Annotated in this window: 14 protein-coding genes; 13 read left to right on the top strand and 1 reads right to left on the bottom strand. The window is 46.0% G+C overall.

The features are described from left to right. Positions 1 to 12: 12 nt before the first annotated feature. From DWY63_RS15180 to DWY63_RS15140, 9 genes are all read left to right on the top strand, one after another. A complete protein-coding gene (locus DWY63_RS15180) occupies positions 13 to 234 on the top strand; it encodes a FeoA family protein (protein WP_022462745.1) in 222 nt (73 codons plus the stop codon). Between the two features lie 116 nt (positions 235 to 350). Then, positions 351 to 2501, top strand: a complete 2151-nt coding sequence (feoB, locus tag DWY63_RS15175) for a ferrous iron transport protein B (RefSeq protein WP_022462746.1) — start codon at positions 351 to 353, stop codon at positions 2499 to 2501. Positions 2502 to 2598: 97 nt separating this feature from the next. Further along, positions 2599 to 2733, top strand: a complete 135-nt coding sequence (locus DWY63_RS15170; protein ID WP_022462747.1) for a FeoB-associated Cys-rich membrane protein — start codon at positions 2599 to 2601, stop codon at positions 2731 to 2733. Positions 2734 to 2766: 33 nt separating this feature from the next. Next, positions 2767 to 3222 carry a transcriptional repressor gene (locus tag DWY63_RS15165; RefSeq protein WP_022462748.1) on the top strand — a complete coding sequence of 152 codons (456 nt, stop codon included), beginning with the start codon at positions 2767 to 2769 and terminating at the stop codon, positions 3220 to 3222. Positions 3223 to 3398: 176 nt separating this feature from the next. Next, positions 3399 to 3710, top strand: a complete 312-nt coding sequence (locus DWY63_RS15160; RefSeq protein WP_022462749.1) for a DUF6110 family protein — start codon at positions 3399 to 3401, stop codon at positions 3708 to 3710. Between the two features lie 97 nt (positions 3711 to 3807). After that, on the top strand, positions 3808 to 5895 hold the full coding sequence (locus DWY63_RS15155) for a heavy metal translocating P-type ATPase (RefSeq protein ID WP_022462750.1): 2088 nt from the start codon (positions 3808 to 3810) through the stop codon (positions 5893 to 5895). Positions 5896 to 6259: 364 nt separating this feature from the next. Further along, positions 6260 to 6550 carry a DUF2325 domain-containing protein gene (locus DWY63_RS15150; RefSeq protein ID WP_022462751.1) on the top strand — a complete coding sequence of 97 codons (291 nt, stop codon included), beginning with the start codon at positions 6260 to 6262 and terminating at the stop codon, positions 6548 to 6550. 18 nt (positions 6551 to 6568) lie between these two features. Beyond that, complete coding sequence (locus DWY63_RS15145; RefSeq protein ID WP_022462752.1) at positions 6569 to 7123, top strand: DUF3793 family protein; 555 nt, start codon at positions 6569 to 6571, stop codon at positions 7121 to 7123. A 91-nt stretch (positions 7124 to 7214) separates the two neighbouring features. After that, on the top strand, positions 7215 to 7637 hold the full coding sequence (locus DWY63_RS15140; RefSeq protein WP_022462753.1) for a flavodoxin: 423 nt from the start codon (positions 7215 to 7217) through the stop codon (positions 7635 to 7637). A 93-nt stretch (positions 7638 to 7730) separates the two neighbouring features. Here the strand turns inward: DWY63_RS15140 and DWY63_RS15135 are convergent, their stop codons facing one another. Continuing rightward, entirely contained in the window at positions 7731 to 8885 is a 1155-nt protein-coding gene (locus DWY63_RS15135) for a DUF4317 domain-containing protein (RefSeq protein WP_022462754.1), read from the bottom strand. Between the two features lie 275 nt (positions 8886 to 9160). On the opposite strand from DWY63_RS15135, the gene DWY63_RS15130 reads away from it, so the two are divergent. The 4 genes from DWY63_RS15130 (at position 9161) to nadC (ending at position 13900) form a co-directional block, all read left to right on the top strand. Continuing rightward, positions 9161 to 10375: an AI-2E family transporter gene (locus DWY63_RS15130; RefSeq protein WP_243001905.1), complete on the top strand. Its 1215-nt coding sequence runs from the start codon at positions 9161 to 9163 to the stop codon at positions 10373 to 10375. A gap of 379 nt (positions 10376 to 10754) precedes the next feature. Then, positions 10755 to 11663, top strand: coding sequence for a quinolinate synthase NadA (gene nadA / locus DWY63_RS15125; RefSeq protein WP_022462755.1), 909 nt, complete (start codon positions 10755 to 10757; stop codon positions 11661 to 11663). 40 nt (positions 11664 to 11703) lie between these two features. Further along, a complete protein-coding gene (locus DWY63_RS15120; RefSeq protein ID WP_117802553.1) occupies positions 11704 to 13080 on the top strand; it encodes an L-aspartate oxidase in 1377 nt (458 codons plus the stop codon). After that, positions 13046 to 13900 carry a carboxylating nicotinate-nucleotide diphosphorylase gene (nadC, locus tag DWY63_RS15115; RefSeq protein ID WP_022462757.1) on the top strand — a complete coding sequence of 285 codons (855 nt, stop codon included), beginning with the start codon at positions 13046 to 13048 and terminating at the stop codon, positions 13898 to 13900. The genes DWY63_RS15120 and nadC overlap by 35 nt, the downstream gene beginning before the upstream one ends. Positions 13901 to 14031: the final 131 nt, after the last annotated feature.

Raw genomic sequence — 14031 nt, 5'->3', positions numbered from 1 at the left:
GAAGGAGAGAAGATGAAGACTTTAAAAGAGACTTCCGTAGGAGAAACCGTTAAAGTTGTAAAACTCAACGGCTCCGGTCCGGTCAAAAGAAGAATCATGGATATGGGAATCACCAAGGGTGTTGACGTATTCGTGCGCAAAGTTGCTCCGCTCGGCGATCCGGTCGAAGTAACCGTCAGAGGATACGAATTATCCTTAAGAAAAGCAGATGCCGAAATGATTGAAGTAGAGTAAATTTTTTTTGCCTGCTTGTTAGCGGATGCTAACAAAAGCAAGCTGTAGCCAATATTGGTAAGGCTTGTGAAGTTATTAAAATCAGTAAAAATCAAAGAAAGAGGGGCATGGAAAAAATGGCAATTAAGATTGCACTCGCAGGAAACCCGAACTGCGGTAAGACAACATTGTTCAATGCACTGACAGGCTCCAACCAGTTCGTAGGAAACTGGCCAGGTGTAACCGTCGAGAAAAAAGAAGGAAAGCTCAAAGGCCACAAAGATGTCACCATCATGGACCTTCCGGGTATCTATTCTTTATCTCCGTATACACTGGAGGAAGTGGTAGCCAGAAATTACCTGATTAATGAAAGACCAGATGCGATCCTGAACATCGTAGATGGTACCAACATTGAGCGTAACCTGTATCTGTCCACACAGATCATGGAACTTGGTATTCCGGTGATCATGGCTGTCAACATGATGGATATTGTTGAGAAGAACGGAGACAAAATACATATCGACAAACTGGCGAAAAAGCTGGGCTGTGAAGTTGTAACCATCTCTGCTCTGAAAGGAACCGGAATCAAAGAAGCTGCTGATAAAGCAGTGCAGATTGCACAGAAAAAAGGTGCTGCTGTACCGGTTCATGAGTTTGACAAGGATGTGGAGGCAGTCATCCGCACCGTTGAGAGCAAACTCGGAAGTGATATTGTAAATGAGCAGAAACGCTTCTTTGCAATCAAACTTCTGGAGAAAGATGATAAGATCACAGAGCAGATGAAATCCGTTCCGGATGTATCTGCCGAGATCAAACAGCTGGAAGACAAATTTGATGACGATACCGAGAGTATTATTACAAACGAGCGTTACGTTTATATTTCCAGCATCATCGGTGACTGTGTCACAAAGAACAAGAAAAACGCCATGACAACATCGGATAAGATCGACCGGATCGTAACCAACCGCTGGCTGGCACTTCCGATCTTTGCAGTTGTTATGTGGGTTGTATATTATGTATCTGTCACAACAGTAGGTACTTTTGTAACGGACTGGACCAACGATGTACTCTTTGGAGAGATCATTCCGCCGGCCATTGAAAATCTGCTGAACGCGATCCACTGCGCTGACTGGCTGCAGGGTCTGATCCTGGATGGTATTGTTGCCGGTGTTGGTGCCGTACTTGGATTCGTACCGCAGATGCTGGTACTGTTCCTGTTCCTGGCATTTCTGGAGTCCTGCGGTTACATGGCGCGTGTTGCATTCATCATGGATCGTATCTTCCGTAAATTTGGACTTTCCGGAAAATCCTTCATTCCGATGCTGATCGGAAGTGGTTGTGGTGTTCCTGGTATCATGGCTTCCCGTACCATCGAGAATGACCGTGACCGTAAAATGACCATCATGACAACAACGTTTGTACCTTGTGGAGCAAAACTTCCAATCATCGCCCTGATCGCAGGCGCCCTGTTTAATGGAGCTTCCTGGGTTGCACCAAGTGCTTACTTCGTTGGTATCGCAGCAATCATCTGCTCCGGTATCATCCTGAAAAAAACAAAACTGTTCGCTGGCGATCCGGCTCCGTTTGTTATGGAGCTTCCGGCTTACCACTGGCCGACGGTAAGCAACGTTCTCCGCAGCATGTGGGAGCGTGGCTGGTCTTTCATCAAAAAAGCCGGTACGATCATCCTGATGTCTACCATCGTTCTGTGGTTCCTGATGAACTTCGGATGGGTTGACGGATCCTTCGGAATGCTGGAAGCTGAGCAGTTAAATGACAGTATCCTGGCTTCCATCGGAAGCGTGATCGCTCCTCTGTTTGCACCTCTTGGATGGGGCGACTGGAAGATGGCTGTTGCAGCTGTTTCCGGATTGATCGCAAAAGAGAACGTTGTTGGTACCTTCGGTATCCTGTTCGGCTTTGGTGAAGTTGCAGAAGACGGTGCCGAGATCTGGGGACAGCTCGCAGGAAGCTTATCTACGGTAGCAGCTTATTCCTTCCTGGTATTCAACCTTCTGTGCGCACCGTGCTTCGCAGCAATGGGTGCAATCAAACGTGAGATGAACAATACCAAATGGTTTTTTACTGCAATCGGATATCAGACACTGCTTGCCTATGTTGTATCCCTGTGCATTTATCAGATCGGTAACCTGTTCATCGGCGGCGGTTTTGGAATCGGAACGGTAGTTGCTGTTCTGCTCATCATTGGATTTGTATATCTGCTGGTAAGACCTTACAAAGAGAGCGCAACTCTGAGCGTTTCCACCAACAAAATGTTCAGCAAATAATTGCTGTGACAGATAGAGAACATGTATCTGATGAAGAGTCCGTATCCGGCATCCGCTGCAGGATGCGGACTCTTTTGAAAAGAAAGGAGTTGTTTCTATGGGAACTTTTATCACACTTGTAGTCGTTGTTGGTCTGGTAGGACTTGCAGTACGCAGTATGATTAAAGATAAAAAAAGTGGCAAGGGAAGCTGTGGTGGTAACTGCGGGCAGTGCAAGGGACATTGCGACTGACAGGACAGGAATCATCATCAGGAGGTAGAACGTATGCCGCAGGAACAGACAAAGCATGAAGCCAGAAATTATCACAGAACACAGATGAAGCGAGAACTGATTATTCAGAAGCTCCGGGAACAGGGATGCAGAATAACCAGACAGAGACGGATTCTGCTCGATATTATACTGGAAGAGGAGTGCTCCTGCTGTAAAGAAATTTACTATAAAGCTCTGCAGAAAGACAGCAGCATCGGGCCTGCTACGGTGTATCGCATGGTGAATACACTGGAGAGCATCGGTGCAATCAGCCGCAAAAATTTTTACAAGATTGCCTGTGGAGAAGAATGCTTCAAAGATCAGGGCTGTACCGTAGAACTGAGCGATCATACCATCTGCCGCTTAAGCGGAGAGATGTGGATGGACGTGATGAAATCCGGACTGAAGGCAAAGGGCTATATTCAGAATCAGGATATTGAAAATGTGATTGTTTCAGCGGTGGAAGGCTGAAAAACGGGGAAAACGGGTGAAAATTCCTTCCGTTTTCCCTGTTTTAATGAAAATAATTATCAAAAAGAACTGTACGTATTGTCTAACCGAGCAGGTGAGTGCTATACTGTGAACCACAGCGGGGGAAAATGTAAAATTCAGGAAAAATTTATTTTAACAATAGGAGGAAATGTAATATGACAATCAAAGATTTAAAACATCCAGGACTTTTCGCAGCAGGAGTATTATTCGGAACAGCAGGTATCAAAGCACTGTCCAGCAAGGATGCGAAAAAACTTTACACCAACTGCACCGCAGCTGTTCTTCGTGCAAAGAAAGTTGTTATGGATACGGTAACGACCATCCAGGAGAATGCGGAGGACATCTATGCTGACGCAAAACAGATCAACGAAGAGCGTGAAGCAGCAGAAGAGGCAGTAGAGGATGTAGCTGAAGAGACAGCAGAGGAAGCTGTTGAAGCAGAAGCAGAGGATACGGTTGAGGCATAAGCTGTACACAGCAACATCTGATTTACGTCGTATTCATACGGAAAAAACAAAACGCCTGCAGAATTCTCTGCAGGTGTTTTTCTAGGAGGCATAAGATTTGAAATTTTATATTAAACACGAAAGCAGAGGCAGAATCCGAATCCATCTGGCACAGAAGCGCATGTCCTCCGTACAGGCAGAGACACTGCTGTACTATCTGCAGAATCAGAACCAGGTATCTTTCGCGAAGGTATATGACAGAACCGGCGATGCCGTGATCTGTTACGAGGGAGAACGAGCCGCTGTGATTCGGATGATACAGCTCTTCCACTACGAGGAAGTAGAGCTGCCGACCGGACTGCTTGAGAGCTCCGGCAGAGCGTTAAACAACGAATATCAGGAAAAGCTGATCAGCAAAGTGATTTACCACTTTGGAAGAAAATGGCTTCTTCCGGCACCGATCCGTGCCATCTATACTACGGTTGTTTCCGTAAAATATATCTGGAAAGGAATCCAGACACTGGCACAGGGAAAGATCGAAGTTCCGGTTCTTGATGCAACCGCAATCGGTGTTTCGATGCTCCGCGGCGACTATGGAACCGCAGGCTCTGTCATGTTCCTGCTCGGCGTAGGAGAGCTGCTTGAGGAATGGACGCATAAAAAATCCGTCGGAGATCTGGCACGCAGCATGTCGCTGAACGTCGGAAAGGTATGGCTGAAAAAAGACGGCCAGGAAATTCTCGTTCCGTCTGAAAAAATTGTTGCGGGCGACGAGATTGTCGTACATATGGGAAATCTGATTCCATTCGACGGCGAGGTATCCAACGGCGAGGGTATGGTAAACCAGGCTTCTCTGACCGGAGAATCTGTTCCGGTACGCCGTACCTTAGGTTCCGTTGTCTATGCGGGAACGGTTCTTGAGGAGGGCGAGCTTACCATTCTTGTGAAGCAGACCGGCGGATCCAGCCGTTACGAGAAGATTACCGCGATGATCGAAGAGTCCGAGAAACTGAAATCCGGACTGGAGAGCAAGGCAGAGCATCTGGCAGACCGTCTTGTACCGTATTCCCTTGGCGGAACGGCGTTGACGTATCTTCTGACCAGAAATGCAACGAAAGCACTCTCTATTCTGATGGTAGACTTCTCCTGTGCGTTAAAACTTGCCATGCCTATTTCCGTTCTCTCTGCAATCCGCGAGGCAAACCAGCACAAGATCACCGTAAAGGGCGGTAAATTCCTGGAGGCTGTGGCGGAAGCGGATACGATCGTTTTCGATAAGACCGGAACACTGACAAAAGCGCAGCCGACCGTAGCAGAGGTGGTATCCTTCAGCGAAACAAAGAGCCCGGATGAGCTTCTGCGCATCGCAGCCTGCCTGGAAGAGCATTTTCCGCATTCCATGGCAAAAGCCGTAGTAGACGCGGCAAAAGAGAAACATCTGGATCACGAGGAGATGCACTCCAAAGTAGAATATATCGTTGCACACGGTATTTCTACAACGATCAATGGAGAAAAAGCGATTATTGGAAGTTATCACTTCGTATTTGAGGATGAGAACAGTATCATTCCGGAAGGAATGGAAGAGAAGTTCCGTCATCTGCCGGAGGAGTATTCTCATCTCTATCTTGCCTTAGAAGGTGTACTTGCAGCAGTTATCTGCATTGAGGATCCGCTTCGTCCGGAGGCGGCCGAAATTATCCGTCAGCTGAAAAAAGCAGGTCTGAAAAAGATCGTCATGATGACCGGAGACAGCGAGCGCACGGCAAAAGCGATCGCGAAGAAGGTCGGCGTGGACGAGTACTATGCTGAGGTACTGCCGGAGGATAAGGCAAACTTTGTGGAGAAAGAAAAAGCAGAGGGACGTAAAGTCATTATGATCGGTGACGGTATTAACGATTCACCGGCACTTTCTGCCGCAGACGTTGGAATCGCCATCAGCGAGGGCGCAGAGATTGCGCGTGAGATCGCGGATATCACCGTTGCCGCAGACGATCTGGCAGAAATTCTGGTGCTTCGTATGCTGAGCAACCGTCTGATGAAACGGATTCATAAGAATTACCGCTTTATCGTTACGTTCAATGCCGGACTGATTCTGCTCGGCGTGGGCGGTATTTTACAGCCAACCACTTCCGCACTGCTTCACAATACATCTACTCTTTACATTGGCTTAAAGAGTATGGGCAACCTGCTGGACGAGCCGGTATAAAAAACAGAACAGAATAGCAACGGGAAAGCCGCTGGAGTCTTCTTCTTAAGATTCCAGCGGCTTTTTAACAAAAGCAGGGAAAGCCTCTGCTTCCATTGCGAATATTCTTTCACCAGTGTGATGTGAAAAAGAAAATGATACAATTTTCTCAAGAAAAGCTGGAAAAATTTGCAGGATATCCTTGACAAAATCCGACAAAAACGGTATGATATACCTAACAGTTAGATGTAGCTAACTAAAGTACAACGGATAAAACCAAAAATCATACGGGATCCCGGTAGAGGGATTCTTTCTTAAAACACGGGAGTTAGAATAAACTAATTTCAAGTAGCATAAGATAACAACAGAAAGGCAGGTAGAGAAGATGAGTGTCGTAATTATCGGTGGAAATGAAAGAATGGTGTGTCAATATACAGATATCTGTAAAGACTATGGATGTAAAGCAAAGGTGTTCCCGAAAGAGCATGGCTCCGTTAAGAAAAAAATCGGGAATCCGGATCTGATGATTCTCTTTACCAACACCGTATCCCACAAAATGGTCATCACTGCTTCCCAGGAAGCAAAGAAAAACAATATTCCGATCGCAAGAATCCATACCAGCAGTGCCACCGCACTTCGCTCGGTATTAGATGAGCACTGCGCAGCAGCAATGTAAGAAGGAGACGTAAAAGGCATGATTGAGAGATTTCTGATCGAACACTGTTCGGCAACGCTGGCTTCCATCAAAGCCGCAAATTTATGTAATATGACATTTTCATCCAAAGAAGAACTGGAAGATCAGATTTCATACTGGAGTGCCTGTCTGGAACCAAAAGGAATTCACATCTTTGTATTGCGGGAGCATGAGACGAGAGCACTGGTCTATGTGTACCGTGAAGGGCTTCTCCAGAAGGAGCTGGAAAATCCGGAGAATGCAGTGTTTTTAAAATCCTATGGATATGAAAATACAGACATTGCCTATGCACTGAATCGCCTGAAAACCCGGGTAGCAGAGTGTAAAGAAGGATTTCCGCATGAGATCGGTGTGTTTCTCGACTATCCGCTCGGTGATGTGATCGGTTTTATTGAGAACAAAGGCCACAATTATAAATGCAAGGGATGCTGGAAGGTCTATTGCAATGAGTGCGAAGCACAGAAAACATTTCAGCGCTATCAGAAATGCAGAAACGTGTATCTGCGTCTCTGGAAGCAGGGAAGAAGCGTTTTACAGCTCACCGTAGCTGTTTAACATAAAATCCTGCATACCATAAAAAGGGCAGTAGGATCGGGGAAAGAAAAATCCCCCGGAATTAGAAAATAAAGAAAGAAGGATTTGAAACATGAGCAAAGTAGCAGTAGTTTATTGGAGTGGAACCGGCAACACAGAAATGATGGCACAGAAAGTAGCAGAGGGAGCAAAGGAGGCAGGCGCAGAAGTTTCTGTTCTGACTTGCGCAGATTTCTCTGCGGATGATGTAGATGCATACGATGCAATCGCTTTCGGATGCCCGGCTATGGGGGCAGAAGAGCTGGAAGATACCGAGTTCGAGCCAATGTTCTCCGCATGTGAATCCAAACTCTCCGGAAAGAAAATCGCTCTGTTCGGTTCCTATGGATGGGGAGACGGCGAGTGGATGCGCACCTGGGAAGAAAGCTGCAAAAATGATGGCGCCGAGCTGGTATGCGACAGCGTGATCTGCGCAGACGCGCCAGATGATGAAGCTGAGGCAGCATGCATTGCACTTGGGAAAGCACTCTGCTAAGCATAAATAAAAAGGAAGAAAAAGCGGCAGCCCTTTTGTCTGGGACTGCCGTTTTTTTTCGGACAGGGAGAAAGACTCGCTGTCATTTGGCTGTTAAAATTCGGTATCATCCGCATCGGATGGCCGTGACGGTTTTAAAAGAATTCCGTTGATTTCCACTTCATCGGCTGCCTCGATCAGAATATACGGTGTTCCGTCGATCGTACGGGTTTCGATGAGCTGGGCCTTTTCCGGGCTGACTTTGATGATAACATCCGGGGTGCGGATCTCGTAGTTCCGTGTACTGGCCACGTTCGAAGCAACGAAGCTTGCTTTCTCATCCGCAATGGATTCGTACTTCTCGTCGAACTCGTCAAGCTGTTCATTCGGTACGCCGCTGCTGGCGAGCAGACGTTTTACCTCGTGTTTATCGAGCACCACCGGTTCCGGATCGTCTTTCCGCTCTTCAATCATGGTATTTAAGTTCTCCTGAATGGTCATAACAGTAGAAAAATCACAGGCGGAATCGAGAGTTTCTTCTATAATAGACTGAAACGTTTCTTTCTGAGATTTCGCGGAAAGCGGCGCCTGACAGCCCAGAAAGTGGTCGAGAAAGTCCGGCTGATCCATCTCTGCGTTTTTCGTGAAATACAGCAGATTGTGGATATCCGTGTTGCGGTCTGTGAAGGCCGGGAAGAGAAAACCGTTTTCCGGTGCGCCGACCACCCAGTCCTGCACGCGGTTTTCAATCGTATTGTGGGACACATTGTAGCAGAGACCCGGTTTGTCGAGTTTTACCGGGCAGATGCTGCAGAGGATAAATTCATAGACGTAATCGGAAGCATCGTCCATATCCAGATTATCCGAAGCGCGTCCCGGTACATCGTAGGCACCATGAATCAGAATAATATAGTAGTTTTCCGGATAGAGATAATCCGCCATCACCTTTTCATAAAATTCATCAATCAGCGCTTCGTCCTTCAGCTCACTGTTGCGGAGTTTTAAGAGAAACTCCTGTGTGCCGCCCTCACTTTCCTGGGAGAGCGGGAACTCCATATTCAGCAGATTCTTTCCGATGGTACCGGAGAGGGTGCTTTTAAAAATCTTAAAATACTTAAACATTTCTTCTTCTTCGAGAGAGAGAAACGCTTCTTTTAATTTTGTCTTAATATTCTTTTCCGCATCCACATAGCATCCGCAGATTCGCGTGATCGCACAGTGGGATGGGGTAAACAGTTTTTTAATTTCAGCAATTTCCTTTTTGTTCATATAAAATGCTCCTTTATCAGCAATTTCGTATCTTAGACAAGTACTTTCTATTATAGACCATAGGGAAGGGAAAAGGCAAGAAAGAAAATGGCGACTATATCTTTTTACACTTTAAATATAATTTCAAAAATCTTGACAGAGGTACCGATTCTGTTATACGATTAGGTCTAATAAAGGGGAGTAATTTAAGTTTGAAAATTTGCGTTTGCAAGTCTTCCGATTATTCAGTTGCTTAAATGGATACGCATGAAATTAAGAAAAAGAGGAGAATGATAGTGGATATAAGTAAAAAATCTGTAAAAAAAATCCGGGAACTTATTGTGTTTACAGCATTTCTTGTGGTCGCACTGTGGAAGTTTAATGTGGTACTCGATGTGTTGAAAGCAATATGGGGGATCGTATTTCCATTTGTACTTGGCGGAGCGATCGCATTTGTGACCAACGTGCCAATGAGCTTTTTGGAAAAGAAAATTTTTGGAAGGGCAAAAAAAGAAAATAAGATAGTCGAAAAACTGGCAAGACCAATAAGCCTGTTCCTCACGATCGTATTTGCGGTTGGCGTGATTGTACTGGTGATGTTTGGTGTGATTCCGCAGCTTACGCGGACAATAGGAACCCTGATGATGAGTATCGCTGATTTTATTCCGCAGATGCAAAGCTGGATCCGGGAGTTTTCCCATAATAACCAGGAAATCATGAAGCTTGTAGATCAGGTACAGTTTAATCCGGATCAGGCGATCAAGTGGGGGATAAGCCTGCTTGGAAATGGTGCAGGAAATATGATGAATATCACAATGTCAGCAGTGGGTTCCATAGTTAGTGGATTGGCAGCCTTTTTTGTTGCATTTTCCTTTGCCTGCTATGTCCTTTTTCAGAAGGAAACGCTGCAGGTGCAGATTCGAAAAGTATTTTTCGCTTTTCTTCCAAAGGAAAAAGCAGATGCTTTTCTTAAAGTCTGCTCTCTGACTTATCGGACATTTGCAAATTTTCTTACAGGTCAGTGTCTGGAAGCCGTGATCCTTGGCTGTATGTTTGTTGTGATATTGAGCATTTTGAGGATGCCATATGCACTTTTGATCGGAGTTTTAATTGCGTTTACGGCATTGATCCCGATTTTCGGAGCCTTCATCGGGTGTGCAGTGGGAAGCTTTTTGATCTTTATGGTAAATCCGAAACAGGCAATTTTATTTATTATAGTATTTCTGGTGCTGCAGCAGATAGAGGGAAATCTGATCTATCCTCATGTTGTGGGTGAGTCTGTAGGGCTTCCATCGATTTGGGTTCTTGCAGCAGTTACGATCGGCGGAAACCTTATGGGAATTATAGGTATGCTTGTTTTCATTCCGTTGCTTTCCGTGTTCTATACTATTTTTCGGGAATTCGTATATCTGCATCTGAAAAAAAAGCATATCAAACAGGTGACAAAGACAGAAATAGAAGAAGATACGGCGGAAGAGATGGTAAATAGTGACATATCAGAGGTGAAATGATAGAATCCCGTCTTTGACAGCTGTATGGTGATAAAACGGTTACAAACCCAGTAAATATGGGTATTGTGGCCGTTTTTTTTGTAGATAATTATTCAACCGTCAAATTTACGGGTGTTTTTATAGCAGTCCCAGAAAATAATGCAAAAATTCAGCGCAGCAGAACGTGAATTACTGCGTCACAGATTTTCATGTCTTAGACAAGTACTTTCTATTATAGAGCACGGGGAAGGGAAAAGGCAGGAAAAAAATGGACAATGGATATTACAACTGTCTTGTCACATGACAAAAGTTGTGGTATACTAAGCGCTAAAGTGTTAAAAAAATATCACTATTCAGGGTTCTGAATCGTTATAGTAAAAATAGGAAGGAAACAAAACCAATGGATACCAGAAGAGAAAAGCTGGAAGCATTAAAGAAAGAAAAAAATGCTGTCATCATGGCACACTATTACGTGCCGGATGAGGTGCAGGAAATTGCCGATTACATCGGGGATTCGTATTACTTAAGCGACATGGCGACGAAAGTGGACGCCAGTGTCATCGTTCTCTGCGGCGTTCGTTTCATGGGTGAGAGCGCCAAAATCTTAAACCCGGGCAAAAAAGTACTGCTCCCGGATCTGCATGCCGACTGCCCGATGGCTCACATGGCAGAGATTGAAAAAATCAAGGAAGTCCGGCAAGAGTACCCGGATGTGGCTGTCGTATGCTATGTCAATTCCACCGCGGAATTAAAAAGTCATTCCGACGTCTGTGTCACCTCCTCCAACGCAGTAAAAATTGTAAAAGAACTGCCGAACCACGACATCTTCTTTATCCCTGATGAGCATCTTGGTACCTATGTGGCTGAGCAGGTGCCGGAGAAACATATCATCTTAAATGACGGTTTCTGCCACGTACATGCTGCCATCCGCCCGGAAGCTGCAAAGGCTGCAAAGGAAGCGCGCCCGCAGGCAAAGCTTCTCGTTCACCCGGAGTGCAGAAGTGAAGTCGTTGCACTTGCCGATTATGTCGGAAGCACCGCAGGCATCATCAAATATGCCGAGGCAAGTAAAGATACCGAGTTTCTCGTTGCAACCGAGCTTGGTGTTTTCGCGGAGCTGAAAAAGCGCTGCCCGGATAAGAAGTTTTATGCAGTGGGAAATGCGCAGATCTGCCCAAATATGAAAAAAGTAACATTGGACAAATTAATAGAAGCACTGGAAAACGAGGAGAATGAAGTTCTGTTAAGCGAACAGGAAATTTCAGACGCACATGCGCCGCTGTTAAGAATGCTCGAGCTTGCAAAGTAACAAAATAAGCAGAACGCAGAAGCGGAAAAGAGGAAACGAAATGAAAAAGTATTATGATGCAGTGATTGTAGGATGCGGTGTGGCAGGATGCTTTACGGCACTTCATCTGCCCCAGGAAGCCGATATTCTGATGATAACAAAAGCAGATACCGAGGACAGCGACTCCTTCCTCGCACAGGGCGGTATTTGTGTTCTGAAAAACGAGAGCGATTACGATGCGTTCTATGAAGATACGATGCATGCCGGGCACTATGAAAATACGCCGGAATCCGTCGACATTATGATCCGTTCTTCCCGAAATGTTATCAATCAGCTCATTGCCTGGGGTGTGGATTTCCGTCGCGATGAAAACGGGGAACTCTGCTATACGAAAGAAGGCGCACATTCTACCAACCGCATCCTGTTCCACGACGATGTAACCGGAAAGGAGATTACGAGCAAGCTTCTCGCGCAGGTAAAAAAGCTGCCGAACGTGACGCTTCTTGCGCACACGGAAATGTGTGATATTCTTTCCGGCAAAAATGGCTGCGAGGGTGTTCTGATCCGGGATGAAGAAGGAAAGCTGGTTCCGGTTTATGCCAGGGATGTGATCTGGGCGTGCGGCGGTATTGGCGGAATTTATGACAATTCTACGAACTTCCCGCATCTGACAGGAGATGCACTTGCAATTGCGATCCACAGGAACGTAGCACTGAAAAATGTCAATTACGTACAGATTCACCCAACAACGCTGTATTCCCAAAAGAAAGGCCGCCGTTTCCTGATTTCCGAATCTGTCCGCGGAGAGGGCGCTGTTTTGCTCGATAAAAACGGTGAGCGTTTCACCAATGAGCTGCAGCCGCGTGACGTGGTATCCCGTGAGATTCACCGCCAGATGGAAAAGGATCACACGAAGCACGTATGGCTTTCCCTGAAAACGATTCCGCTTGATGTAAAAGAACGGTTCCCGAATATTTACCAGAAATGTCTGGAAGAGGGATATGATATCACAAAAGAACCGATCCCGGTTGTACCGGCCCAGCATTACTTTATGGGTGGCGTCAAGGTAGACAGCAATAGCGAAACGACGATGGATCATCTGTATGCAGCAGGTGAGACGAGCTGCAACGGCGTGCACGGTGCAAACCGTCTGGCAAGCAATTCTCTGCTGGAGAGCCTTGTATTCGCAGAGCGCGCGGCAAAGAAGATGGCTGCCGAATGGGCCGCAGAGGGTCTTGTAGAGAACGCAGACCGCAAAGAAACGGCAACGGAGCCGAAGGAAGATGAATGGAAGCTCCTTGCAAAACGGTACGATATTAGAAAAGAAGATTACCAGGATATGGAAGAATATGCAGAACGCTGCAAAGAGAGCATCTGGGATGCGATCAGAAAGGAAGACAAATATGAATCCAATCACAAGAACACTAAATGTGGATAATCTGCTGCTGTTGGCGCTGCAGGAAGATATCTCCAGTGAAGATGTAACCACGAATGCTGTCATGCCAGAAGCCTGCCAGGGAACGGTACAGCTTCTCTGCAAACAGGACGGCGTCATTGCCGGTATGGAAGTATTTGCAAGAGTATTTACGCTGCTCGATGAGAAAACCGAGATTATTCCGTATGTGAAAGACGGCGATGAAGTCAAAAAAGGCGATCTGCTCGCAACCGTAAACGGCGATATCCGTGTTCTGCTGTCCGGTGAGAGAACCGCGCTCAATTATCTGCAGCGGATGAGCGGAATCGCAACGTATACGAGAAGCGTTGCGAAGCTGCTCGAAGGTTCCAAAACGACCCTTCTCGATACCAGAAAAACGACCCCGAATATGCGTATTTTTGAAAAATATGCAGTCAAAATCGGTGGCGGCCAGAATCACCGCTACAATCTGTCCGACGGCGTTCTGTTAAAGGACAACCATATTGGAGCTGCAGGCAGTGTCACAAAAGCGATCGAGATGGCACGCGATTATGCTCCGTTTGTGCGTAAGATTGAAGTCGAGTGTGAAAACCTCGATATGGTCCGCGAAGCAGCAGATGCAGGTGCCGACATTATCATGCTCGACAATATGACTCCGGCGCAGATGAAAGAGGCGGTAGCCGTCATCAACGGCAGAGCAAAAACCGAGTGCTCCGGAAATGTGACAAAAGAAAATATCGCCACTATCCTCGACACCGGCGTAGACTATGTTTCCAGCGGTGCACTGACGCATTCTGCACCGATTCTTGATGTATCATTGAAAAATCTGCATCCAATAGAATAAGTATAAAAATAGGAATCATTTCCTTATAGATATAAAAATCGCGAAATAAAAAAGCTTCTGTTCCTCCCGGAAAAAGGGAAGAACAGAAGCTTTTTTAAACAGGAAACTTCGTTGAATTTTCTTATAAAAAA

The organism is Blautia sp. AF26-2 (assembly GCF_003460955.1).
GTDB classification, from domain to species: domain Bacteria; phylum Bacillota; class Clostridia; order Lachnospirales; family Lachnospiraceae; genus Fusicatenibacter; species Fusicatenibacter saccharivorans.
The sequence above is the reverse complement of the archived record's forward strand: the minus strand, read 5'-3'. Positions and strand labels throughout refer to the sequence as shown.